General features: G+C 62.3%; 22 protein-coding genes. 13 read left to right on the top strand and 9 right to left on the bottom strand.

What is annotated here, in order from left to right:
* Positions 1-46: 46 nt before the first annotated feature.
* On the bottom strand, positions 47-1,306 hold the full coding sequence (locus ABQ137_RS15730) for a threonine/serine exporter family protein (protein WP_024938335.1): 1,260 nt from the start codon (positions 1,304-1,306) through the stop codon (positions 47-49).
* A gap of 49 nt (positions 1,307-1,355) precedes the next feature.
* On the opposite strand from ABQ137_RS15730, the gene ABQ137_RS15725 reads away from it, so the two are divergent.
* From ABQ137_RS15725 to ABQ137_RS15710, 4 genes are all read left to right on the top strand, one after another.
* Positions 1,356-2,585 carry an MlaE family ABC transporter permease gene (locus ABQ137_RS15725; protein WP_386134519.1) on the top strand — a complete coding sequence of 410 codons (1,230 nt, stop codon included), beginning with the start codon at positions 1,356-1,358 and terminating at the stop codon, positions 2,583-2,585.
* Positions 2,586-2,670: 85 nt separating this feature from the next.
* Complete coding sequence (locus ABQ137_RS15720; RefSeq protein WP_349783149.1) at positions 2,671-3,513, top strand: ABC transporter ATP-binding protein; 843 nt, start codon at positions 2,671-2,673, stop codon at positions 3,511-3,513.
* Between the two features lie 2 nt (positions 3,514-3,515).
* A complete protein-coding gene (locus tag ABQ137_RS15715) occupies positions 3,516-4,442 on the top strand; it encodes an MlaD family protein (RefSeq protein ID WP_011035876.1) in 927 nt (308 codons plus the stop codon).
* On the top strand, positions 4,439-5,083 hold the full coding sequence (locus tag ABQ137_RS15710; RefSeq protein ID WP_054592898.1) for an ABC-type transport auxiliary lipoprotein family protein: 645 nt from the start codon (positions 4,439-4,441) through the stop codon (positions 5,081-5,083). The genes ABQ137_RS15715 and ABQ137_RS15710 overlap by 4 nt, the downstream gene beginning before the upstream one ends.
* A gap of 467 nt (positions 5,084-5,550) precedes the next feature.
* Here ABQ137_RS15710 and ABQ137_RS15705 read toward each other — a convergent pair whose 3' ends face one another.
* Complete coding sequence (locus ABQ137_RS15705) at positions 5,551-6,150, bottom strand: alpha-ketoglutarate-dependent dioxygenase AlkB family protein (protein ID WP_349783147.1); 600 nt, start codon at positions 6,148-6,150, stop codon at positions 5,551-5,553.
* Positions 6,151-6,277: 127 nt separating this feature from the next.
* Between ABQ137_RS15705 and ABQ137_RS15700 the strand changes: the two genes are divergently transcribed.
* Positions 6,278-7,927 carry an electron transfer flavoprotein-ubiquinone oxidoreductase gene (locus tag ABQ137_RS15700; protein WP_024938340.1) on the top strand — a complete coding sequence of 550 codons (1,650 nt, stop codon included), beginning with the start codon at positions 6,278-6,280 and terminating at the stop codon, positions 7,925-7,927.
* Between the two features lie 54 nt (positions 7,928-7,981).
* On the opposite strand, the gene ABQ137_RS15695 is transcribed toward ABQ137_RS15700, so the two are convergent.
* The 3 genes from ABQ137_RS15695 to ABQ137_RS15685 form a co-directional block, all read right to left on the bottom strand.
* Positions 7,982-8,518, bottom strand: coding sequence for a hypothetical protein (locus ABQ137_RS15695; protein ID WP_184519504.1), 537 nt, complete (start codon positions 8,516-8,518; stop codon positions 7,982-7,984).
* 73 nt (positions 8,519-8,591) lie between these two features.
* Positions 8,592-9,251 (bottom strand): CoA transferase subunit B, encoded by a 660-nt coding sequence (locus ABQ137_RS15690; RefSeq protein ID WP_179465187.1) that lies wholly within the window; start codon positions 9,249-9,251, stop codon positions 8,592-8,594.
* On the bottom strand, positions 9,251-9,982 hold the full coding sequence (locus ABQ137_RS15685) for a CoA transferase subunit A (RefSeq protein WP_349783145.1): 732 nt from the start codon (positions 9,980-9,982) through the stop codon (positions 9,251-9,253). The genes ABQ137_RS15690 and ABQ137_RS15685 overlap by 1 nt, the downstream gene beginning before the upstream one ends.
* 134 nt (positions 9,983-10,116) lie before the next feature.
* Between ABQ137_RS15685 and ABQ137_RS15680 the strand changes: the two genes are divergently transcribed.
* Both ABQ137_RS15680 and ABQ137_RS15675 read left to right on the top strand, forming a co-directional pair.
* A complete protein-coding gene (locus ABQ137_RS15680; RefSeq protein ID WP_024938344.1) occupies positions 10,117-11,463 on the top strand; it encodes a phosphohexomutase domain-containing protein in 1,347 nt (448 codons plus the stop codon).
* Positions 11,464-11,512: 49 nt separating this feature from the next.
* Complete coding sequence (locus ABQ137_RS15675) at positions 11,513-12,916, top strand: mannose-1-phosphate guanylyltransferase/mannose-6-phosphate isomerase (protein ID WP_102251245.1); 1,404 nt, start codon at positions 11,513-11,515, stop codon at positions 12,914-12,916.
* A gap of 115 nt (positions 12,917-13,031) precedes the next feature.
* Here the strand turns inward: ABQ137_RS15675 and rfbD are convergent, their stop codons facing one another.
* The 4 genes from rfbD to rfbB all read right to left on the bottom strand — a co-directional run bounded on the left by rfbD (position 13,032) and on the right by rfbB (position 16,497).
* The gene (rfbD, locus tag ABQ137_RS15670) at positions 13,032-13,940 is read right to left on the bottom strand and encodes a dTDP-4-dehydrorhamnose reductase (protein WP_184519498.1); all 909 of its coding nucleotides are present in this window, start codon (positions 13,938-13,940) and stop codon (positions 13,032-13,034) included.
* Positions 13,937-14,494, bottom strand: coding sequence for a dTDP-4-dehydrorhamnose 3,5-epimerase (gene rfbC, locus ABQ137_RS15665; protein ID WP_184519495.1), 558 nt, complete (start codon positions 14,492-14,494; stop codon positions 13,937-13,939). The genes rfbD and rfbC overlap by 4 nt, the downstream gene beginning before the upstream one ends.
* Positions 14,491-15,378 (bottom strand): glucose-1-phosphate thymidylyltransferase RfbA, encoded by an 888-nt coding sequence (rfbA, locus tag ABQ137_RS15660; RefSeq protein WP_179465182.1) that lies wholly within the window; start codon positions 15,376-15,378, stop codon positions 14,491-14,493. Before rfbA ends, rfbC begins: the two co-directional genes overlap by 4 nt.
* Before the next feature lie 63 nt (positions 15,379-15,441).
* Positions 15,442-16,497, bottom strand: coding sequence for a dTDP-glucose 4,6-dehydratase (gene rfbB / locus ABQ137_RS15655; RefSeq protein WP_349783143.1), 1,056 nt, complete (start codon positions 16,495-16,497; stop codon positions 15,442-15,444).
* Between the two features lie 226 nt (positions 16,498-16,723).
* Here rfbB and ABQ137_RS15650 point away from each other — a divergent pair, with 226 nt between their 5' ends.
* The 6 genes from ABQ137_RS15650 to ABQ137_RS20705 are packed head-to-tail and all read left to right on the top strand — an operon-like array spanning position 16,724 to position 21,921.
* On the top strand, positions 16,724-17,470 hold the full coding sequence (locus tag ABQ137_RS15650; RefSeq protein ID WP_184519490.1) for an electron transfer flavoprotein subunit beta/FixA family protein: 747 nt from the start codon (positions 16,724-16,726) through the stop codon (positions 17,468-17,470).
* Complete coding sequence (locus ABQ137_RS15645) at positions 17,470-18,414, top strand: electron transfer flavoprotein subunit alpha/FixB family protein (protein WP_184611389.1); 945 nt, start codon at positions 17,470-17,472, stop codon at positions 18,412-18,414. The genes ABQ137_RS15650 and ABQ137_RS15645 overlap by 1 nt, the downstream gene beginning before the upstream one ends.
* Positions 18,415-18,468: 54 nt before the next feature.
* A complete protein-coding gene (locus tag ABQ137_RS15640; RefSeq protein ID WP_184519484.1) occupies positions 18,469-19,572 on the top strand; it encodes a DegT/DnrJ/EryC1/StrS family aminotransferase in 1,104 nt (367 codons plus the stop codon).
* The gene (locus tag ABQ137_RS15635) at positions 19,566-20,516 is read left to right on the top strand and encodes a glycosyltransferase (RefSeq protein WP_184519481.1); all 951 of its coding nucleotides are present in this window, start codon (positions 19,566-19,568) and stop codon (positions 20,514-20,516) included. The genes ABQ137_RS15640 and ABQ137_RS15635 overlap by 7 nt, the downstream gene beginning before the upstream one ends.
* Positions 20,513-21,451 carry a WxcM-like domain-containing protein gene (locus ABQ137_RS15630; RefSeq protein WP_184519478.1) on the top strand — a complete coding sequence of 313 codons (939 nt, stop codon included), beginning with the start codon at positions 20,513-20,515 and terminating at the stop codon, positions 21,449-21,451. The genes ABQ137_RS15635 and ABQ137_RS15630 overlap by 4 nt, the downstream gene beginning before the upstream one ends.
* Complete coding sequence (locus ABQ137_RS20705; RefSeq protein WP_221439378.1) at positions 21,448-21,921, top strand: GtrA family protein; 474 nt, start codon at positions 21,448-21,450, stop codon at positions 21,919-21,921. Before ABQ137_RS15630 ends, ABQ137_RS20705 begins: the two co-directional genes overlap by 4 nt.
* Positions 21,922-23,101: the final 1,180 nt, after the last annotated feature.

The raw sequence follows: 23,101 nt of genomic DNA, 5'->3' as shown, positions 1-23,101 counted from the left end.
AAACGCCGGCAGTGCCGGCGTTTTTTATTGCGCGTTTTTCTGCCGGTCATAAATTCTTGCGGGCCGGAATCAACAGATTGCCGAACAGCAATCCGGCCATCAAGGCCATCACGATATTGGTCACCGCCAATAGCGCGGCCTGCCCCACACTGACATCCTGTTGCTGTATCAGGGTCAGAAAGCCGCGCAGGCTGACACTGCCCGGAACCAGCATGATGATGCCGGGCAAACGGATCAATGCCCCGGGTTTTTGTATCACCCGCCCGAACAGATTACCGGCGGCGGTCAATGCCATGGCCGATGCAAAGACACCGGCCGGACCGCCCCAGGCGTGCCCGGCATAACGCGCGATGACATACCCGGACATGGCCGCCGCCATGATCCATAAATAATCGCGTCGATTGGCCTTGAACAACACCGCAAACGCATAAGCGGCCACCAGCAGCGAGGCCCATTCCACCCAGCCGGCCTGTGGACGCAGTGCGGCCACCTGCGGGTGCAGGCCGAGCACCTGGGTCAGCGTCACCGCGATCACTGCACCGACGGTGAGCTTGAGCACCGTGGTCACCGCACCGGCCAGCCGCGCCGTGCCCGAGACCCAGTGCTGGCTGGCCAGTTCGTTGAAGGCATTGGTCAACGACATGCCGGGCAGCAGCACCACCAGCGAGGCGATGATCACCGTGTTGAGGTTCAGTGGCCCGACCAGCGACGCCACCACGGCGGCCACCACCCCGGCCAGCAGGCCGGCCAGCGCCTCGCCGGCTTCCTTGGTCGCCGGCCGCCTGTCGGTGTATTGGGTCAGCAGGCCGATCGACATGCCGATCGCGCCGGCGGTGGCGATATCCAGCCAGGGCAGTTTCCACAGCCCTGCCACGCCGGCGGCGGCCAGCCCGAATGCCAGCACCTGCATGGTCTTGCCGCGCCGATCGACCTCGCGGTCCAGCCGCCGCAGCGCGGTGTGGCCCTGCGCGATGCTCATGCGCCCGTTGGCCACGCCGTCGGCCACGTAATCGGCCACGCTGAGCTTGTAAAGGTCATTCTCGCCCGGGGCCAGCCGGATCACCCGGGTGATGTCGCTGGAGCCGATGGCCTTGGTCGGGTCGCTGAAGCTCAAAATGATCCCGGTGGGATTGGACCAGGGCTCGCAGTCCAGGCCCAGCTTGTGCGACAGCCCGACCACGGCGGCCTCCAGACGCTGCGCCGTGGTGCCGTAGGAATGCAGGCGTCCGGCGATTTCCGAAACAAAGGCGACGCGCTGGGCATAGGTGGCGCTGGCGGACGGTTGGACGACGGTGGCAGCGGACATGCGTGGCGGGTCGGATCGGAGAAACGCCGTCTGGCGAGGCCGTCAGTGTATGCCGCAGCGCACCTGGCCGGCGCGCCGATTGTCTGTGCCGGGACCGCAGCTGCGAAGCGTCCCCATCATTCGCTCACGCCGGGCGCGGTATGCTGGCGCCACGGACAGGCCACCCATGATCAAAGCGCAACCTCCACGCATCGAACAAGACTCGCAGGATCACGCACAGGTCCGCCTTGCTGGCAGTTGGGTCCTGGCGACCGCGTTGCCCCAGGCCGAGCTGCTGCAGGCCGTGCCCGAAGGGATCCGGCGCATCGACGCGCGCGGCATCGGGCAACTGGACTCGGCCGGGGTGCTGCAGCTGCTGCGCTTCGCCAGCCGCATGGGCCTGAAGGAAGACGCGATCGACTTCCGCGATGAGCACCAGGCGCTGGTGTGCACCATCGAGGAACTCAACGACGAACGCCCCAAGCCCAAACGCGATTACGGTTTCGTCGCCGCGCTGGACCGTCTGGGCCGCACCACCCACGGCGTTGGCCAGGGCATTCTGGAGCTGAACAGCTTTCTGGGCGAGAACCTGGTCAAGATCGCGCGGCTGATCCACGAGCCGCGGCGCTTCCGCCTGACCTCCACCGTGCACCACATGGAGCAGGTCGGCCTGGATGCGGTGCCGCTGGTGGTGCTGCTGTCGTATCTGGTCGGCGCGGTGATCGCGTTCCTGGGCTCGACCATCCTGCGCGACTTCGGCGCGGAGATTTACGTGGTGGAGCTGGTGTCGATCGCCTTCCTGCGCGAATTCGCGGTGCTGCTGACCGCCATCGTGCTGGCCGGGCGCACCGCCAGTGCGTTTACCGCGCAGATCGGTGCGATGAAATCGCGCGAGGAAGTGGACGCGATCCGCACCCTGGGCCTGGACCCGATCGACCTGCTGGTGATTCCGCGCCTGCTCGCGCTGATCTTCACCCTGCCGCTGCTGACCTTCATCGCGATGATCGCCGGCCTGGCCGGTGGCGTCACCGTGGGCGCATTCGATCTGGATATCCCGCCGCAGATGTACCTGGCGCGCATGCACGACACCATCCAGCTGCGGCATTTCCTGGTCGGCCTATCCAAGGCGCCGCTGTTTGCGCTGGTGATCGGCCTGATCGGCTGCCTGGAAGGCCTGAAGGTCAGCGGCACCGCGCAGTCGGTTGGCGAACGCACCACCTCCTCGGTGGTGCAGACGATTTCCTTGGTCATCATCCTCGACGCGGTCGCCGCGCTGTGGTTCATGAAGATGGGGTGGTGATGAGGCTGGGATTCGACATTCGGAATTCGGGATTCGTGCAAGGCAGGAGCGCAGCTGGCGCCCTGACACTCGGGAGAACTGTGCTGTGACCAATCCCGACTCCCAAATCCCCAATCCCGGCACAGAGACCGACGACGACGACGACCAGCTGGCGATTTCGGTGCGCGGGCTGACCAATCGCTTCGGCAGCCAGGTCGTGCATGAGGACCTGGACTTGGACGTGCGTCGCGGCGAGATTCTGGGCGTGGTCGGCGGCTCGGGCACCGGCAAGTCGGTGCTGATGCGCAGCATCCTGGGCCTGCGCGAGCCCGACGCCGGCAGCATCCAGGTGTTGGGTGCGGACGCACGCTCGGGCCGTTTCGCCGACCGCCAGCACATCACCCGCAATACCGGGGTGCTGTTTCAGGACGGCGCGCTGTTCTCGTCGATGACCGTCGGCGAAAACGTGCAGGTCCCGCTGAAGGAACATCACGGCGAGTTTCCCGAGCGCTGGTATTTCGAGCTGGCGCTGCTGAAGATCAAGCTGGCCGGCCTGCCGGCCGATGCGCTGGACAAGCTGCCCTCGCAATTGTCCGGCGGCATGCGCAAGCGCGCCGGCCTGGCGCGGGCGCTGGCGCTGGATCCGCCGCTGCTGTTTCTGGACGAGCCCACCGCCGGGCTGGACCCGATCGGCGCGGCCGCCTTCGACCGGTTGATCCGCACCCTGCAACAGGCGCTGGGCCTGACCGTGTTCCTGATCACGCACGACCTGGATACGCTGTACGCCATCTGCGACCGCATCGCGGTGCTGGCCGATCGCAAGGTGATCGCCAACGCGCCGCTGGCCGAAGTCGAGCAGATCGACCACCCCTGGATCCAGGAATATTTCCACGGTCCGCGCGCCCGCGCCGCGCGCGCGGCCAAGACCGACTCCACCGAGACCGCCTGAGCATGGAAACCAAAGCCAATTACGTCCTGATCGGCGCCTTCACCATCGTGGCGGGCCTGGCCCTGCTGCTGTTCGGGCTATGGGCCGCGAAATACTCCTCCGACCGTACCTGGCAGCAATACCGGGTGGTGTTCCGCGAGGCGGTGACCGGCCTGTCGGTCGGCAGCCCGGTGCAATACAACGGCATCGCGGTCGGCTCGATCACCGAGCTGACGCTTGCACCAAACGACCCGCGCCAGGTGGTCGCGCACGTGCGGGTGAACTCCACCACGCCGATCAAGAGCGATACGCGCGCCAAGCTGGCCATCACCAGCCTGACCGGCCCGTCGATCATCCAGCTCTCCGGCGGCACGCCCGAGGCCCCGTCGCTGACCACCATCGACAAGAGCGATGCGCCGATCATCCAGACCACGCCGTCGGCATTGCAGAACATCACCGACACCGCCAACCGCATCGTCGAGCGCATGGACCAGATGCTCTCGGACAAGAACGTGGCCAGCATCACCGCCACCTTGCAGAATCTGGAAAAGATCAGTGGTGGCATCGCCGACCGCGACGAAGGCATGCAGGCGCTGATCGTCAGCGCGCGCGATGCCGCACGCAATCTGGACACCACCCTGACCACCACCAATGGCACCATCAAGCGGCTGGACCAGAACCTGGTGCAGCAGCTGCCGGGCATCCTGGAAAAGCTCGATGCCACCCTGGTCAAGCTGGATTCGGCCGCCGGCAACGCCGACAACATCCTTGGCGAGAACCGCGCGGCCATCAATAGTTTTGCCAACGACGGACTGGGCCAGCTCGGGCCCACGCTGACCGAATTGCGCGGCCTGATCCGCGACCTGCGCCGGGTCAGCGACAAACTGGACAACAACCCTGCGCGCTACCTGCTCGGCCGCGACGCACCCAAGGAGTTCGAACCGAAATGACTGCCATGCGCCTGTTGCGTCCCATGTTGTGCGTCTCGTTGCTGGCGCTGGGCGGCTGCTCGGTGTTGACCGGAGGCGACAAGAAGCCGGCCACCATCTATGCACCTAACGTGCGGATTGCGCCGAACCCGTCCTGGCCGCAGGTGAGCTGGCAGCTGTCGGTGTCCAAGCCCAGCGCCGCGCGGGTGATCGACAGCCCACGCATCAACGTGCGCCCGACCCCGGGCGAGTTGCAGGTCTATCACGGCGCAGGCTGGGCGCAGCCGGCCACCGACATGCTGGAAGACAGCGTGGTCCGCGCGTTCGAGGACTCCGGCAAGATCGCCGCCGTCGCCCGTATCGGCACCGGCATCCGCTCCGACTACAAGCTGGCGATCGACCTGCGCCGCTTCGAGTCCGATTACGCCGGCCAGTCGCTGCCCTCGGCCACCATTGAACTCAATGCCAAACTGCTGCACGCCGCCGATCAGCGCGTGGTGGCCTCGCGCACTTTCCTGGTCGCACGCCCGTCCAGCGGCACCGACACGGCTGCGGTGGCAGCGGCATTCGAACAGGCGATGACGCAGGTCACCACCGAACTGGTCGGCTGGACCTTGGTCACCGGCCAGCAGGACAGCCAGAGCCTGCCGCGTCCGCTGTAAGCGCAGGCGACAGATCTTAGAGCGGTTAACAAAGCACTTCACGCCGGTCTACCGCAGGGCGGCTGATCTGCGGCCTGGCTGCAGGGCCCTTGCCCGCCCACCCTCGCGGGACACGCCGCAAGTACGTCCATGTAGGCTCTTCTGCGGCATCCATGCCGCAGAAGGTCCCGCGATGGTGGGCGGGCAAGGACCAGTCGAGATGGTCGGTGTGCATGGCTTTCAACAAAGCAGCCAACAAACTGTCTGGTGCGGTGTCCTCACCGATTGCGGGACCGTGTGGCGGCATGGATGCCGCCACCGAGCCCCCAGGGACGGGTTCACGGCGTGTCCCGCGAGCGGTGAGGGCACCGCGCCCTCGACCCACTCAGCGTTTGACTCGCACTGCTGACTACATCCCCCCAGATGTGGACAACAAAACCACTGCACTCACCGCCAGCCAAGCGCTCGCTGCGCTTCGTTAGCCGCTCTTATGGCTGGGACACGCGCGGCGCAATTTGGCGAAAGGTCAGATTGATGCGCTCGCCGATGGGCTTTGCGGTGCGCGGCAATGCATGCTTGTAGTGGCGCTGGGTCTCGCCTGCCATCAGCAGCAGATCGCCGTGCCCCAATTCCAGCGTCTGCTTCAACGCAGCATCGTCACGATGCTTGAATGCAAAGCGCCGCGTCGCGCCCAGGCTTACCGAGGCGATCAATGGTCGCGCCCCCAACTCCGGCTCGTCGTCGCTATGCCAGCCCATCGCATCGTTGCCGCTGCGGTAACGGTTGGCCAGCACGCTGTTGAACGGCGCCCCGGTCTCGGCCAGCAGGCGCGTGCGTAGAGGCTGCAATACCTCCAGCCACGGCTGCGGCGCGAACTGCGTGCCCGAGTAGCGATAGCTGGCGTCCGGGTCGCCCATCCAGCTGCTCAGACGCGGCGAATCGACCGTGCGCCCGAACATGCGGATGCGATGTACCTCCCACTGCACCTGCGTCAGCAGCGCCTGCAGCAGCGCATCGGCCTGCGCGCGCGGCAACCAGCCGCGACACCAGGCTATCTCCGCTTGCGGCAATGCCACCCGAATCTTCATGCATCAAACGCTAGCACGCGCCCGCTGAGTGGAGGCTGCGCGGCGCGGATGAATCGATCCGATTTGCCGCCGTCACATCGAATCCCGGAAAATGCGCGGCAGCCATCGAGCCAACGGGAGCGGAGCAATGTCGGAAGCAGGAGTCGGCGCAAATGCGCCAGAGACGGTCGAGCGCGACGTGATGGAGTACGACGTCGTCACCGTCGGCGCCGGTCCGGCCGGGCTGGCCTTTGCGATCCGGCTCAAGCAGCTCGATCCGGCCATCAGCGTCTGCGTGATCGAAAAATCCAGCACCATCGGTGCGCATATCCTGTCCGGCGCGGTGATCGAGCCGGGCCCGCTGGATGCCTTGCTGCCGGGCTGGCGCGACAACCCGCCGCCGATCTGCGTGGCTGCCACCGACGACGAATTCTGGTTTCTCGGCAAGGACAGCGCGCGCAAGTTCCCGGTGGTGCCGCCGGGCATGCGCAACCACGGCAATTTCATCGTCAGCCTGGGCGCAATGTGCGCCTGGCTGGCGCCGCAGGCCGAAGCGCTGGGTGTGGAGATCTACCCCGGCTTCGCCGCCGCCGAAACCCTGCACGACGACAACGGCCAGGTCATCGGCGTGCGTATCGGCGACATGGGCGTGGCCAAGGACGGTTCGCACAAGCCCGGTTACACCGCCGGCATCGATATCCGTGCCAAGGTCACCGTGCTGGCCGAGGGCGCGCGCGGGCATCTGACCAAGCGCCTGCTCAAACGCTTCGACCTCACCGCCGATGCCGACCCGCAGGGCTATTCGATCGGTATCAAGGAGCTGTGGCAGGTACCGGAAGGGCGCGTCAGTCCCGGCAAGATCGTGCACACACTGGGCTGGCCGGCCGACAACCGCACCTACGGCGGCAGCTTCCTGTATCACCTGGACAACAACCAGATCGCGCTCGGTTACGTGAGCGGGCTGGACTACAGCGACCCGAAGTACCAGCCGTGGGAAGCCTTCCAGCAATGGAAGAACCACGCGCTGATCAAGCCATTGCTGGAAGGCGGCAGCATCCTCTCGGCCGGCGCGCGCGCCATCGTCACCGGCGGCTGGCAGTCGCTGCCGAAGGTGGAAATGCCCGGTGCCCTGCTGATCGGCGACACCGCCGGCCTGCTCAACGTGCCCAAGATCAAGGGCACCCATCAGGCGATCCGCAGCGGCATGCTGGCCGCCGAACATCTGGTGCAATCGCAGCTGGCGCCGCAAGGCTTCGACGCGAAACTGCGCGCGTCCGATGCGATGGCCGAGTTGAAGCAGGTGCGCAACATCAAGCCCGGTTTCAAGAAGGGCCTGTGGTTCGGCCTGCTCAATGCCGCCTGGGAAACCGCGCTCAAGGGCGCCTCGCCATGGACGCTGAAGAACAAACCCGACTGGTCGGCATTGCACAAGATCGGCGATTACGAGCAACCCAACCGCGACTACGGCACGCGCGAGCTCGCCCCGCGCGACCGCCTTCAGGCGGTCTACTTCGCTGCCACCGAGCACGACGAAGACCAGCCCGTGCATCTGAAGGTGCTCGACACCGACGTCTGCGCCACCCGCTGCGTACAGGAGTACGACAACCCCTGCACCCGCTTCTGCCCGGCCAACGTCTACGAAATGGTCGCAGACACCGGCAGCCCCTCCGGCAAGCGCCTGCAGATCAACGCCGCCAACTGCGTGCACTGCAAGACCTGCGACATCAAGGACCCGTACGAGATCATCACCTGGGTCACCCCGGAGGGTGGTTCGGGCCCGAACTACCAAAATCTATAAATAAAAAAAGGCGCTCATATGGCGCCTTTTTTCAGACCCAATAATCTGTACAGATTATTTAACAGGGTCAAGCTCCAGCGTTGGCTGTCCGAAATCAGAAAACCAGCTAACACCTTCCTGTACGAGGTCAACCTTGAGCTTACGTCCATCCAAACGCGATTCTAGTGGGAACTGCACAGTGACGGACGCTGCGTTACCTGGCGCAATGTCGGGCAAGGACGTACGCGAAAAATCTCTTACCATCCCTTCTGCGCTACCGCCAGGGCCAAGAATCTGAACCCCTAAATTAACAGGCGGATTGCTAGCCCCTGAAAGTGCCGCAACGCCATGGTTTTCCACTTTCACCACAAAACTGACAGACCCAGAGGCTGTGTCAACCTTGGGCTGAGACTCAAGCGTTAACTTCACACCAACTTGATCTGCTGTAAGTCTTATAATTTCCTGAGCAGCAATAGGCTTTGCAGGTTCAGAAGATTTCGCAGCAGCAGTGGAATTTTTAGAAACCTCGGGTGCATTTGACTCATTCTTACTGCATGCCACCGTCATCATCGCCATCGCGATAGACAGCGTAAATATATATGAGCGTTTCATCATTTGACCTAAAAGTGGTTAATTAAAATGATCGTGAAGAATTCACCAAGAAAATTGGTGCTACTGGCACATACTACACTGCAAACGCCCGCTTGAATTGACCTCCTACACGATACTCGACACCTGTTCTCTCTCGAAGGTCAAGCTCACTTACCCCATCCGCCGCCTCCACCAGCACCAGCCCGCGATCGGTGACGTCGAATACCGCCAGGTCGGTGATGATGCGATCGACCACGCCGACGCCGGTCAATGGCAGGTCGCATTCGCGCAGGATCTTGTGGCTGCCGTCCTTGGCGACGTGTTCCATCAGCACGACAACGCGCTTGACGCCGGCCACCAGGTCCATCGCGCCGCCCATGCCCTTGACCATCTTGCCAGGCACCATCCAGTTGGCCAGGTCGCCGCGCTCGGTCACCTGCATCGCACCGAGAATCGCCAGATCGATGTGCCCGCCGCGGATCATCGCAAACGAGTCGTGGCTACCGAAATAACTGGCGCCGGCACGCGCGGTCACTGTCTGCTTGCCGGCGTTGATCAGGTCCGCATCCACCTCGTCCTCGCTAGGAAACGGACCGATGCCGAGCAGGCCGTTCTCCGATTGCAGCCACACGTCCACGCCATCGGGAATGTGGTTGGCCACCAGCGTCGGCAGACCGATACCCAGGTTGACGTAGGCACCATCGGTCAATTCACGCGCCGCACGTGCGGCCATCTGGTCTCTGGTCCAGGCCATCAGTGCTGTCCTTCGCGCACGGTGCGCTGTTCGATGCGTTTTCCCGGGGTGGCGTTGAGCACCAGCCGGTCGACATAGATGCCGGGCAGATGCACCTGGTCCGGATCGATCGTGCCCACCTCCACGATCTCCTCGACCTCGGCGACGCAGACGCGACCGGCCATGGCGCAGGCCGGGTTGAAGTTGCGCGCGGTCTTGCGGAACACCAGATTGCCGGCCGTGTCCGCACGCCAGGCCTTGACCAGCGCGACGTCGGCCTGCAGTGCGGTTTCCATCACGTACTGCTTGCCGTCGAATTGCCGGGTTTCCTTGCCCTGGGCGACGATGGTGCCGTAGCCGGTTGCGGTATAGAACGCGGGAATCCCCGCACCGCCCGCGCGCAGGCGTTCGGCCAGCGTGCCTTGCGGGTTGAACTCCAGCTCCAGTTCGCCGGCCAGGTACTGCCGCTCGAATTCCTTGTTCTCGCCCACGTAGGACGAAATCATCTTGCGGATCTGCCGGGTGGCCAATAATTGACCCAGCCCGAATCCATCGACGCCTGCGTTGTTGGAGATCACGGTCAATCCGCTGACCCCGCTCGCGCGCACTGCCGCGATCAGCGCTTCCGGGATTCCGCACAATCCGAAGCCGCCGACCGCCAGGGTCTGGCCATCGGCCAGCACCCCATACAGCGCCTCCCCGGCATCGGCATAGCGTTTGCCGCTTGCCGCACCACGTCCACCATTGCTCATCACCGCCCTCGCCTCGCTGATGTGAAGCGGCCATTCTAGCCGCTGACTGTTCCCTGTCCCCTATCGCAATTCCGCCACACCCAAGACACGGCACAGCCGCTAAACTCGGAATTCCCCCATCCCAGGAATTGCCCATGACGCTACCCGCCTTCAAGGCCTACGACATCCGCGGCCGCGTGCCGGATGAACTCAACGAGGACTTGGCGCGCCGCATCGGCGTGGCATTGGCGGCGCAGCTGGAGCAAGGGCCCGTGGTCCTGGGCCACGACGTGCGCCTGGCCAGCCCTGGCCTGCAGGAGGCGCTCTCGGCCGGCCTGCGCGCCAGCGGCCGCGAAGTGATCGACATTGGCCTGTGCGGCACCGAGGAGGTTTATTTCCAGACCGATTACCTCAAGGCGGCCGGCGGCGTGATGGTTACCGCCAGCCATAACCCGATGGACTACAACGGCATGAAGCTGGTCCGCGAGCAGGCGCGACCGATTAGCTCCGACACCGGCCTGTTCGCGATCCGCGACACCGTCGCTGCCGATACCGCCGCACCCGGCGAGCCAACCGCAAGCGAGCAGAGCCGCACCGACAAGACCGCCTACCTGGAGCATCTGCTCAGCTACGTGGACCGCAGCACGCTCAAGCCGCTCAAGCTGGTGGTCAACGCCGGCAACGGTGGCGCCGGCCTGATCGTCGACCTGCTTGCACCGCAGCTGCCGTTCGAGTTCATCCGCGTCTTCCACGAACCCGATGGCAACTTTCCCAACGGCATCCCCAACCCGCTGCTGCCGGAGAACCGCGACGCCACCGCCAGGGCGGTCAAGGAACACGGCGCCGACTTCGGTATCGCCTGGGACGGCGACTTCGATCGCTGCTTCTTCTTCGACCACACCGGCCGCTTCATCGAAGGCTATTACCTGGTTGGCCTGCTGGCCCAGGCGATCCTGGCCAAGCAGCCGGGTGGCAAAGTCGTGCATGACCCGCGCCTGACCTGGAACACCGTCGAGATGGTCGAGGACGCCGGCGGCATCCCGGTGCTGTGCAAGAGCGGCCATGCCTTCATCAAGGAAAAGATGCGCAGCGAAAACGCCGTGTATGGCGGCGAGATGAGCGCGCACCACTATTTCCGCGAGTTCGCCTATGCCGACTCCGGCATGATCCCGTGGTTGTTGATCGCCGAGCTGGTGTCGCAGTCGGGTCGTTCGCTGGCGGATCTGGTCGAGGCGCGCATGCAGAAATTCCCCTGCAGCGGCGAGATCAACTTCAAGGTGGACGATGCCAAGGCAGCGGTTGCCCGCGTGATGGATCACTACGGCGATCAGTCGCCGGAACTGGACTACACCGATGGCATCAGTGCCGACTTCGGCCAATGGCGTTTCAACCTGCGCAGCTCCAACACCGAGCCGCTGCTGCGTCTGAACGTGGAAACGCGCGGCGACGCCGCCCTGCTGGAAACGCGCACACAGGAAATTTCCAACCTGCTGCGCGGCTGATTCACTCCCTCTCCCACCTTATAGACGCACTTTGGAGTTTCCCCCGCCCATGAGCGACGTCCTACCTATCATCCTATCCGGCGGTTCCGGCACGCGCCTGTGGCCGTTGTCGCGCGAATCGTATCCCAAGCAGTTCCTGCCGCTGGTCGGCGAGCACAGCATGCTGCAGGCCACCTGGCTGCGTTCCGCCCCGGTGGCGGCGCATGCCCCCATCGTGGTGGCCAACGAAGAACACCGCTTCATGGCCGCTGAGCAGTTGCAACAGTTGGGCGTGAAGCCGTCGGCCATCCTGCTCGAGCCTAAGGGCCGCAATACCGCACCGGCCATCGCCGTTGCTGCACTGGAAGCGACTCGCGACGGTAGTGATCCGCTGCTGCTGGTGCTGCCGTCCGATCACGTGATTCAGGATGAAGCGGCATTCCAGGCCGCGGTCACCTTGGCGGCGACTGCGGCCGAACAAGGCAAGCTGGTCACCTTCGGCATCAAGCCCACCGCGCCCGAAACCGGCTACGGCTATATCAAGGCAAGCGCGGGTACCGGCGTCAGCGCCGTCGAACGCTTCGTCGAAAAGCCCGACCTGGCCACCGCGCAAGGCTATCTGGCCAGCGGCGAGTATTACTGGAACAGCGGCATGTTCCTGTTCCGTGCCTCGCGCTATCTGGAAGAACTGCGCAAGTTCCAGCCCGCCATCGCCGATGCGTGCCAGAAGGCGTGGGAAGGCGGCAAGCGCGACGCCGACTTCACCCGTCTGGACAAGGATGCGTTCGCCTCCAGCCCGTCGGATTCGATCGACTATGCGGTGATGGAAAAGACCGCCGATGCAGTGGTGGTGCCGCTGGATGCCGGCTGGAACGATGTCGGTTCGTGGTCGTCGCTGCTGGACGTGTCCAAGCAGGACGCCGACGGCAACGCGCATCATGGCGACGTGATCCAGGTCGACTGCCGCAACACCTACGCCTACGGCTCGCGCTTGATTGCCATGGTCGGCCTAGAAGACGTGGTCGTCGTCGAGACGCCGGACGCCGTGCTGGTCGGTCATCGCGATCGCATCCAGGAGGTCAAGGATGTGGTCGGCCAGATCAAGACGGCTGGCCGTTCAGAGGCCACCTGGCATCGCAAGGTCTATCGCCCGTGGGGCGCCTACGATTCGATCGACATGGGCCAGCGCCACCAGGTCAAGCGCATCACCGTCAAACCCGGTGCGGTGCTGAGCCTGCAGATGCACCACCATCGCGCCGAACACTGGATCGTGGTGAGCGGAACCGCCGAAGTCACCCGTGGCGACGAGGTGCTGCTGCTGACCGAAAACCAGAGTACCTACATCCCACTGGGCGTGACCCATCGCCTACGCAATCCGGGTAAGTTGCCATTGGAGCTGATCGAAGTGCAGTCCGGCAGCTACCTGGGCGAAGACGACATCGTGCGTTTCGAAGACACCTACGGGCGCGCCTGATCGGTCGCTTGCAGGACTTTGCAACACATACGCAAACAGCCGGGGATTCCCGGCTGTTTGTTTTTGCGGCCTGCATGGATCGGCGGAACTATCGCCACCGCCCGGAGTCGCCGATTTACTGTCTGGCAGCGGCGATTTCGGCAATCACGCGCTGCAGGCCGAGCTGCCAGTCCGGCAACACGATGTCGAAGTCGCGCTGCAGTTTGTCGATCGACAGCCGCGAGTACGCCGGCCGCGTTGCGGGCGTCGGATAGTCGGCGGTCGTGATCGGCACCACGCGCGGTGCGCGCGACAACAGGCCTGCGCTGACAGCTTGCTGGAAGATCGCCTCGGCAAAGCCATGCCAGCTGGTCTGCCCTGCCGCCGTGAGGTGCCAGGTACCCGACGTGTCGGGTGTGCGTTGGCGCAGCAACTGCGCAGTGACATCGGCAATCAGGGCGGCCGGTGTCGGTGTTCCGACCTGATCGGCCACCACCCGCAGCTCATCGCGCTCGGCACCGACACGCAACATGGTGCGCAGGAAATTCGCGCCGTGCGAGGCATACACCCATGCCGTGCGCAGGATCAGATGCTGCGCACCCGAAGCACGGATGGCCTCCTCGCCAGCAAGCTTGGTCTCGCCATACACACCCAGCGGCGAGGTGTGCGCATCCTCCGGATACGGCGCGGCGCCCTGACCGTCGAAGACGTAGTCGGTCGAGTAATGCACCAGCGGTACGTCGTTGGATGCACACCATGCGGCGATGACGCCGGGCGAGGTCGCATTGGCGCGCAATGCGCCGTCGCGGTCCTGCTCGGCGCGATCCACTGCGGTATAGGCGGCGGCATTGACGACGCGGCTCGGGCCGATCCGCTCCAGCAAGGACGTCAGCGTCTGCGGTGCGTCGAAGTCCGCCACCTCGCAGGCACTGCCATCAGGCAACTGCCCGCTGCGCGTGGTGGCCTGTACTGCACCATCGGCTGCCAGTGCGCGCAGCAGCTCGGTGCCGACCTGCCCGTTCGCTCCAAAGACCAATGTGGTCACGGGGTAAACACCGGCAAGCGATCGACCGCCACGTCACCCAGGAACGGCGCGTCGGCATCCTTGGCAGACAGCAACGGATCGCTGATCGGCCAATCGATCCCGATCGCAGCGTCGTCCCAGCGCACGCCGGCATCGGCTTCCTTGACATAGACGTCGGTGCACAGGTAACTGAACACTGCACGTTCGGACAACACTGCAAAGCCGTGCGCGAAGCCTTCCGGAATCCAGAACTGCTTCTTGTTCTCCGCGCTCAGCACCACAGCCGCCCATTGACCGAAGTTGGGCGAGCCGTGGCGCACATCGACGGCGACGTCATAGACCTCGCCCTCCAGCACGCTGACCAACTTGCCCTGCGGACGCGGCCATTGGTAGTGCAGACCACGCAGCACGCCCTTGGCGGAGGTGGACACGTTGCTCTGCACGAATTGCGTCGGCAAGCCGTGCTGACCAAAGCGTTCGGCATTCCATGTTTCAAAAAAATAGCCGCGCGCATCGCCGAACACCGCCGGTTCGAGGACGACGCAGCCAGGCAACGCCGTTTTGATCACTTTCAAGGGACAACCCCTCGACTCGCTAATTCGTATAAATATTTACCATAGTCATTCTTCAACAACGGCGCCGCCAGACGCTCCAGCTGCTCGGCATCGATCCAGCCCTGACCAAATGCGATTTCTTCCGGGCAGCACACCTGCAGGCCCTGGCGCATCTGGATGGTCTCGATGAAATTGGCCGCTTCGTGCAATGACTGATGCGTGCCGGTATCCAGCCATGCATACCCACGCCCCAACGGCTCCAGGTGCAGATTGCCGGCATCGAGATAGCAGCGATTGAGATCGGTGATCTCCAGCTCGCCGCGCGGCGAAGGCTTCAACGCAGCCGCGTAGTCGCTGGCCTTGCCGTCATAGAAGTACAAGCCGGTGACGGCGTAGTTGGAACGGGGCTTTTCCGGCTTTTCGGCAATGTCGATGACCTTGCCTTGCTGATCGAATTCGGCAACGCCGTAGCGCTCCGGGTCGTTGACCCAGTAACCGAAGACGGTTGCACCCTGCTCACGCGCATCGGCGCGGCGCAAGGTATCGGTCAGGCCATGCCCATGGAAGATATTGTCGCCCAACACCAGGCAACTCGGCTTGCCGTCGACGAACTCGCGGCCGATCAGATAGGCCTGCGCCAGACCATCGGGGCTGGGCTGCACGGCATACTGGATATTGACGCCCCACTGGGAACCATCGCCCAGCAGCGTCTGGAACAGCGCCTGCTCGTGCGGCGTGTTGATGATCAGGATGTCGCGGATACCCGCAAGCATCAGCACGCTCAGCGGGTAGTAGATCATCGGCTTGTCGTACACCGGCAACAGCTGCTTGCTGACGCCCTTGGTGATCGGATACAGGCGCGTGCCGGAGCCGCCCGCCAGAATGATGCCTTTACGTTGTGTCATCAGGTATGTCCTGTTGAGGCCCGCACACGCTTACATGCGCGGACTCTTGCCTAAGGGCTCGCGTTAGGCCGCGGCGCCGATCCGTTCCAGCCGATAGCTGCCATCCAGCACTCCCTGCACCCAGGCCTGGTTGGTCAGGTACCACTCCACCGTCTGCGCGATGCCTTGCTCGAAGGTATAGGCCGGCTCCCAGCCCAGATCGTTCTTCAACTTGGAGGCATCGATCGCGTAGCGACGGTCGTGTCCGGGGCGATCGGTGACATGGGTGATCTGGCTCGCGCGCGGCTTGCCATCCTCACGCGGGCGATGCTGATCCAGCAGCGCACAGATCGCCTGCACGACCTCGATGTTCTGGCGCTCGGAGTTGCCGCCCACGTTGTAGGTCTCGCCGACCTTGCCCTTGGCCAGCACGGTGCGGATCGCCTCGCAGTGGTCGCTGACGAACAGCCAGTCGCGTACCTGCTTGCCATCGCCGTACACCGGCAACGGCTCGCCGGCCAGCGCCTTGGCGATCACCAGCGGAATGAGCTTTTCCGGGAAATGGTATGGGCCGTAGTTGTTCGAGCAGTTGGTGGTCAGCACCGGCAGCCCGTAGGTGTGGTGGAACGCACGTACCAAATGATCCGAGGCGGCCTTGGATGCCGAGTACGGGGAATTGGGCGCATACGGCGTGGTCTCGGTGAACTTGCCGGTCTCGCCCAGCGTGCCATAGACCTCGTCGGTGGACACATGCAGGAACCGGAAGGCCTCGCGACGCGCATCCGGCAGTGCTTTCCAGTAGTCGCGCACGGCCTCGAGCAAGGCCAGGGTACCGACGACGTTGGTCTGGACGAACGCGCCAGGGCCTTCGATCGAGCGATCCACATGGCTTTCGGCAGCGAAGTTCAGCACTGCGCCCGGCTGATGTTCCTGGAGCAGACGGGTCACGAGCGCGCCGTCGCCGATGTCGCCCTTAACGAAGACATGGTCGGCATTGCCTTCCAGCGAGGCCAGCGTGTTCAGGTTCCCCGCATAGGTGAGCGCATCGAGATTGATCACGCGGATCCCGCGTGCAACTGCTTCAAGAACAAAGTTTCCGCCGATAAAGCCGGCACCGCCGGTTACTAGCCAAGTCGCCACTGTCTATTCCTCCTGGTCGCGCGCACCGCGCTGCGTTTCAAACCACACAGGATATACGGTCCCTGACGAGATCGGGCTTAAGCGACACTCCGCTGAGGCGTCGAAGTGCCGCACTGCAGCATCCATACCCCATCGCATGGTGCCACTGCTTGGTTAGAATGGCTCCACTCCCGAGCTTGCCGCCGCGGCCGGGCCTTCCCGCAACAGCTGAAGGATCTCGTACACGATGAAAATCCTCGTCGCCTACAAGCGCGTGGTGGACTACAACGTCCGCATTCAGGTCAAGCCCGATGGTTCCGGTGTGGTCACCGATGGCGTCAAGCTCTCGCCCAACCCGTTCGACGAAATCGCCCTGGAAGAGGCGTTGCGCCTACGCGACGCCGGCATCGCCACCGAGGTGGTGGTCGCCACCCTGGCCCCGGCCGATGCAGCCGCGCACCTGCGCAACGGGCTTGCGATGGGCGCCAACCGCGCCATCCACGTGGTCACCGACGCGGCAATTCAGCCCTTGACCGCCGCGCGCACCCTGCTCAAGCTAGTCGAGAAGGAACAGCCGGACCTGGTCATCCTGGGCAAGCAGGCGATCGACGACGACGCCAACCAGACCGGCCAGATGCTGGCCACCTTGTGGGGTCGCCCGCAGGCGACCTTCGCCGGCAAGCTGGTGGTCGCCGTTGGCAAGGCCACGGTGACCCGCGAAGTCGATGCCGGCCTGGAAACGCTGGAAGTGGACCTGCCGGCGGTGGTGACTACCGATCTGCGCTTGAACGAGCCGCGCTTCATCAAGTTGCCGGACATCATGAAAGCCAAGAGCAAGCCGCTGGAAACGCTGGCCTTTGCCGATCTCGGCGTCGATGCGCATGACAGTCTCAGCACCACCCACTACGCCGCGCCGTCCAAGCGCAGCCGCGGCGTGATGGTCAAGGACGCCGCCGAGCTGGTGGCCGCACTCAAGCAGAAGGGGTTGCTGTAATGGCCAAGGTTCTCATCGTTGCCGAACATCTCAACGGCCAGCTCAATGCGGCCACTGCCAAGACCCTCAGCGCCGCGCTGGCGGTGTCGGCCGAGTCCATCGACATCGTCGTGCTGGCGGCCGATCCGGCCGCGGTTGCGGCGCAGGCCGCGCAGCTGGCGGGTGTTGCTCGCGTGCTGACGGTGGCAAACGCCGCCAACGAACATGCCATCGCGCAGGTGCTGGGGCCGCAGATCGCCCAGCTCGCCGGCCAGGGCTACACCCATGTATTCGGCCCCTCGACCACGTTCGGCAAGGACCTGATGCCGGTGGTTGCCGCGCTGCTGGGCGTCAACCAGGTCTCCGACCTGATGGCGGTCGAAGATGCCTACACCTTCAAGCGCCCGATCTACGCAGGCAATGCGATCATCACGGTGAAAGCGCCGGCCGACCAGATCGTGGTCGCCACCGTGCGCAGCGCCTCCTGGCCGGAAGCGGCAGCCGGCGGCAGTGCGACGGTCGAAGCGGTCACCGTCGATGCCGCGCTGCCCACCCATACCCGCTTCGTCGGCCTGGCCGCAGGCAGCTCCGACCGCCCGGACCTGCAGAGCGCCAAGCGTGTGGTCTCCGGCGGCCGCGGCGTCGGCTCGGCCGAGAACTTCCAGCACATCTACAGCCTGGCCGACAAACTCGGCGCCGCTGTGGGCGCTTCGCGCGCCGCCGTGGACGCCGGCTACGTACCGAACGAGCTGCAGGTCGGCCAGACCGGCAAGATCATCGCCCCCGAGCTGTACGTGGCGATCGGCATCAGCGGGGCGATCCAGCATCTGACCGGCATCAAGGACGCCGGCACGATCGTGGCGATCAACAAGGACCCTGAATCGCCGATCTTCGAGATTGCGGATATCGGACTAACAGGGGATTTGTTCAAAATTCTACCAGAGCTCGAATCTGAACTAAGCTAGTGCCCCATTTTCGGGCGGCCGAGTAGCCGCCTTGATTCATACTTCAGGATATCCATGACTACGCCCATCCCCGTCAATGCCCTCGACCGCCACATTGGCCCAATCGCCCAGCAACTCGAAGAGGCTGCTGCCCAGGCTATCGGCAGCGGTTATTACGTGCTTGGCCCGAGCGTCAAAGCGTTTGAAAAGGAATTCGCTCAATGGTGCGGAGCTGGCGATTGTGTCAGTGTCGCCAATGGCACCGAGGCGCTCGAACTGGGTTTGCGTAGCTTAGGGGTCAGTGAAGGAAAACGGGTGGGCGTAGTCGCCAATGCCGCCATGTATGGGACGACTGCGGTGCTTGCGTGTGGGGCTGAACCAGTTTTTATCGACATTGAGCCAGTCACTTGCACCATGTCACCAGCTGCGCTTGAGGCTGAGCTAGCCAAGGGCAAAATCGACGTCGTCATTGTTACCCATCTCTATGGAAAGTTAGCCGATATGGCTGCTTTCACAAAGTTAGCAAAAGAGCATAACTTTGCCATTTTCGAGGACTGCGCACAGGCGCATGGCGCAAGCGATGCCCAGGGGCGCAAGGCCGGCACTTTCGGAAAGGCCGCCAGCTTCAGCTTCTACCCCACTAAGAATCTGGGTGCGCTAGGCGATGGCGGTGCCGTCACTACTAACGACCCCTCCATCGCCGACAAACTCCGCAAATTGCGCCAATACGGCTGGACAGCAAAGTACCGCAATGAACTGCTGGGCGGCCGCAACAGCCGCCTCGATGAAATCCAGGCAGCCTTCCTGCGAGTAATGCTGCCATTGCTCGACGGCTGGAACTCCCGCCGCCGTGACATTGCCAACCGCTATTCGCGCGAGATCAAACACTCCGACATCGTGGTACCTCCGGTGGGTGGCGAGGATTTTGTGGCCCATCTCTATGTAGTGCACACCAGCAATCGTGCAGGGCTACAGCAGCACCTCGCCGATGCTAGCGTGAACAGCGAGGTGCATTACCCTACCCCCGATTACCGGCAGCCCCTGTTCGCAGGGCGCTTTGACGGCATTGCGCTCAAGGCCACGGACCATTCGTGCTCACACGTGGTAACTCTGCCTTGCTTTCCGGAGCTTACTGACGCAGAAGTGTCCCGAGTCATCGAGGCCTGTAACTCGTGGTAAAGCCGCGCTACTCGGTAGTGATCCCCGTTTACAAGAACGAGGGATCCATTCCAGCATTACTTTTGGCTCTGGATAAACTGGCCAGCGACCTCGAAGCGCCACTTGAGGTGGTCTTTGTCGTCGATGGAAGCCCCGATGCCAGTTTTGCTCTTCTGGAACAAGGCCTCCCCACAATGGCCTTCCAGGCACGTTTGATACTACTGTCACGCAACTTCGGCGCGTTCGCGGCAATCCGCTGCGGACTCTCCGAGGCCGCCGGCGAGTACATTGGCGTCATGGCAGCCGACCTGCAAGAGCCGCCGTCGCTCATGCGCGAATTTTTCGCCGCGCTGGCTACGAAACCGCTAGACGTCGTCTTTGGCAAACGTGTCGGCCGTGTCGATCCAGGCCTCAGCAAGCTCGCTTCCACCATTTTCTGGGGAGCATACCGGCGTCTGGTCCAACGCGATGTACCTCGTGGTGGTGTGGATGTGTTTGCCTTGACGGCACCATTCCGTGACCGCCTCGTCGCGCTAGGGGAAGCTAATAGCAGCCTCCTGGGTCTCTTATTCTGGCTGGGCGGTCGTCGCGAGTTCATCGGTTACGCGCGCCTCCAACGTGAACACGGCAAGAGTGCATGGACCTTGAAAAAGAAGGTCACCTATCTACTCGACAGCGTATTCGCTTTCTCCGACCTGCCAGTACGCATTTTGATGGGTGCAGGCATGCTGGGACTCGGCGTGGCGGTGCTTCTAGGCCTGGCGGTGCTTATAGCTCGTTTCGCAGGCAGCTATGAAGTGCCAGGTTATTCCATGTCAATGCTCGCAATCCTCTTCTTCGGCGCGCTCAATACCTTGGGCATCGGCATTGTTGGCAATTACGCGTGGCGTGCCTATGAAAATACCAAACAGCGCCCTCTCGACATTGTTTCCCTGCAACTCGATTTTCCCGGAAAACAACAATGAACTTTTATGTGCATGAAAAAGGACTTTGCGAATCGACGGCCATCGGCGATGGCACGCGAATCTGGGCGTTTGCCCACGTGCTACCAGGCGCACGCCTAGGCGCTGGTTGCAATATCTGCGACGGAGTATTCATCGAGAATGACGTCGTTGTCGGCGACAACGTTACGGTGAAATGTGGCGTCCAACTGTGGGACGGAATCACCCTTGAGAACGACGTATTTGTTGGCCCCAATGCTACGTTCACCAACGATCTCCGCCCCAGGAGCAAGATATATCCTGAGACGTTTCTTCGCACGGTGGTCGAGGTAGGTGCATCGATCGGTGCAAACGCTACGATCCTGCCTGGCATCCGCATCGGCCGCAACGCGATGGTTGGCGCTGGTGCAGTCGTTACGCGCTCGGTTCCCCCTAATGCCATCGTAGTGGGCAATCCTGCCAAGATCGTGGGTTATTCCAATACCGGCACCGTCGCGGTGGACAAGCTGCAACCCCAAGGAACGAAGACAGGTATCCATCCGTCGTCTGTTCGCGGAGTACAGATGCACACGTTCAATGCCATCGCTGACATGCGCGGCAGCCTGTCCGTCGGTGAATTTGAAAAAGAGATTCCATTTGCGCCAAAACGTTACTTCCTTGTTTATGCCGTACCCACTGCGGAAACCCGCGGCGAGCACGCGCACTTGGAATGCCACCAGTTCCTTATCGCGGTGAAGGGCTCGGTGCACGTTGTGGCCGACGACGGCAGACAACGCGAGCAGTTCGTACTCGACAAGCCAAACTTCGGCCTATACCTGCCGCCCATGACGTGGGGCATTCAATACAAATACTCCGAGGACGCGGTGCTGCTCGTATTCGCATCGCATTTCTACGACTCGGCAGATTACATCCGCGAGTACGGCGCTTTCATCGAACAGGTGCGTGACAAACACGCATGAGCATGTTGGTCCTGCAACGGGCAATGGAGCTAGTAAGAAAATCTAGCTTCGTTCGCTTCCTCATCTCGGGAGGCATCAATACAGTTGCCACCTACGCTGCGTATCTCGCACTCCTCCAGGCCACCTCTTATAAGGTGGCTTACACCGTTGCGTACTTAATCGGCATAGTCATCTCCTTTTGCATCAATCGCCTCTTTGTCTTCCAGACGCACCGTGGGTGGCGCTCACTGGTGATGTTTCCGTTTGTTTACCTTGCCCAATACTTGGTTAGTCTGACTGTTGTATTTCTATGGGTGGAATATCTCGAACTGCCATCAACCCTCGCACCGCTCATGGCAATAATAGCCACTATTCCAATGACGTTTGCATTGTCGCGCTTTGTTTTCGGCAAAAGTGCTCTGAGCAACAGGATGCCTAACAGCCGACCGGCATCTTGCAGGGTTCGTCGCCGAGATCGAAATAACGCGTAAATCTAATCTCTGTCCTGTATTCCATCCGTGCTCTGAGGCAGCTACCCTACTGAAGAAAAGATTAAAAAAATTGGCCTTCAGGAGCTGCCGATTCACCACTTGCAGATCCGAGAGCGCAAAAAGGCTAGTCACCCCTAAAGCATTCTTGGCGAGCGACGATGGCGGACCTAGTTATATCCACACTGCCGCTGGCTATCAAAAATGTATATGACCTACGCCAGCTTACTGCTCAAAATGCGCCTTCCCGAGCGCGTCCATTCTGCCTCCTATGACGTGAATGGTCGAAGGCCGGCGGCAAAAAACGCGGTCTCTCAGGCACGCAATTCTTCGCTTTAGTTCGCATTGTATAGCCGCGGTCTCCAAACACGTGATCATCTTCTGACATTATCCCTACGTTAAGCCCGAGAAGAACTGGGAAGTTCGGTTTTTGGTAGACAGGCGAATCACGGGGCAAACTCAGCTTGCGACATACTGCCGATCAACGAACACCTGGGGCATAATTATTATCGACCATCTGGTTTTCGCTCTTCTCCTGAGTATCGTGGAGCGACAGAAAGCAGCGCACGTTGGGACTTATCCCGAAACTGCCGTTGAACGACTAAATGAATGAGTTGTAGTGAGGTTTGCCGGGTGGAATAATCCATTGCCTGCTTTGTCGTAAGCTCAGGGAGCTATCATCATGGAGATGAACTTGCCGCCATTATCTAGAAGCGCTGTGGAAGGTCACGTCAGTGGCGCAAGCGTTCCGCCACTGACACCACTTCTTACCCCCAGAGGTTTTGACTCACTTCGATGGCTACACTTTCATTGGTAATTTGTCATGATGATCTGAACCCGAAGCAGGATACGTTAAACAAGGCGTCGACGACAAAATCCATCTCTCAGACTTGATTGAGGACAAGTCAGCACCATGCACTCCAGACTATGTGCTGCGACCCTCGTGCGTGCACGGAAGCTTGCATCTTAGTCGAGACCAACTCGACAGCACAGCCGATATGCATTTACGGTTGGAACTATAGCCTTTCCTTGCGCAACAGTCCTAACGTCAACCCAAACCTTGGTTGACCTGCGTAGATGCGATCTTTTTTTAACTCACCGATGTGATGGTGCAACATCATTGCTCGGGCCTGGTATTAGCAGCTGACCGGATTTGTTCGAAGCCGGCTCGGGCTTGGCGACT

The organism is Xanthomonas sp. WHRI 8393 (assembly GCF_040203315.1).
Lineage (GTDB): Bacteria > Pseudomonadota > Gammaproteobacteria > Xanthomonadales > Xanthomonadaceae > Xanthomonas > Xanthomonas arboricola.
Note: the sequence above shows the minus strand (reverse complement) of the source record. Positions and strands in the feature narration are given on the sequence as shown.

What these genes read in the sequence shown, in the direction of transcription:
- ABQ137_RS15710 (WP_054592898.1), top strand. Translation starts at nt 4,439, where the DNA reads ATGACTGCCATGCGCCTGTTGCGTCCCATGTTGTGCGTCTCGTTGCTG.
- ABQ137_RS15685 (WP_349783145.1), bottom strand. Translation starts at nt 9,982, where the DNA reads ATGAGCAATGGTGGACGTGGTGCGGCAAGCGGCAAACGCTATGCCGAT.
- rfbA (WP_179465182.1), bottom strand. Translation starts at nt 15,378, where the DNA reads ATGACACAACGTAAAGGCATCATTCTGGCGGGCGGCTCCGGCACGCGC.
- ABQ137_RS15645 (WP_184611389.1), top strand. Translation starts at nt 17,470, where the DNA reads ATGGCCAAGGTTCTCATCGTTGCCGAACATCTCAACGGCCAGCTCAAT.
- ABQ137_RS15675 (WP_102251245.1), top strand. Translation starts at nt 11,513, where the DNA reads ATGAGCGACGTCCTACCTATCATCCTATCCGGCGGTTCCGGCACGCGC.
- ABQ137_RS20705 (WP_221439378.1), top strand. Translation starts at nt 21,448, where the DNA reads ATGAGCATGTTGGTCCTGCAACGGGCAATGGAGCTAGTAAGAAAATCT.
- ABQ137_RS15725 (WP_386134519.1), top strand. Translation starts at nt 1,356, where the DNA reads ATGCCGCAGCGCACCTGGCCGGCGCGCCGATTGTCTGTGCCGGGACCG.
- ABQ137_RS15705 (WP_349783147.1), bottom strand. Translation starts at nt 6,150, where the DNA reads ATGAAGATTCGGGTGGCATTGCCGCAAGCGGAGATAGCCTGGTGTCGC.
- ABQ137_RS15730 (WP_024938335.1), bottom strand. Translation starts at nt 1,306, where the DNA reads ATGTCCGCTGCCACCGTCGTCCAACCGTCCGCCAGCGCCACCTATGCC.
- ABQ137_RS15715 (WP_011035876.1), top strand. Translation starts at nt 3,516, where the DNA reads ATGGAAACCAAAGCCAATTACGTCCTGATCGGCGCCTTCACCATCGTG.
- ABQ137_RS15695 (WP_184519504.1), bottom strand. Translation starts at nt 8,518, where the DNA reads ATGAAACGCTCATATATATTTACGCTGTCTATCGCGATGGCGATGATG.
- ABQ137_RS15650 (WP_184519490.1), top strand. Translation starts at nt 16,724, where the DNA reads ATGAAAATCCTCGTCGCCTACAAGCGCGTGGTGGACTACAACGTCCGC.
- ABQ137_RS15690 (WP_179465187.1), bottom strand. Translation starts at nt 9,251, where the DNA reads ATGGCCTGGACCAGAGACCAGATGGCCGCACGTGCGGCGCGTGAATTG.
- ABQ137_RS15630 (WP_184519478.1), top strand. Translation starts at nt 20,513, where the DNA reads ATGAACTTTTATGTGCATGAAAAAGGACTTTGCGAATCGACGGCCATC.
- ABQ137_RS15700 (WP_024938340.1), top strand. Translation starts at nt 6,278, where the DNA reads ATGTCGGAAGCAGGAGTCGGCGCAAATGCGCCAGAGACGGTCGAGCGC.
- ABQ137_RS15680 (WP_024938344.1), top strand. Translation starts at nt 10,117, where the DNA reads ATGACGCTACCCGCCTTCAAGGCCTACGACATCCGCGGCCGCGTGCCG.
- ABQ137_RS15640 (WP_184519484.1), top strand. Translation starts at nt 18,469, where the DNA reads ATGACTACGCCCATCCCCGTCAATGCCCTCGACCGCCACATTGGCCCA.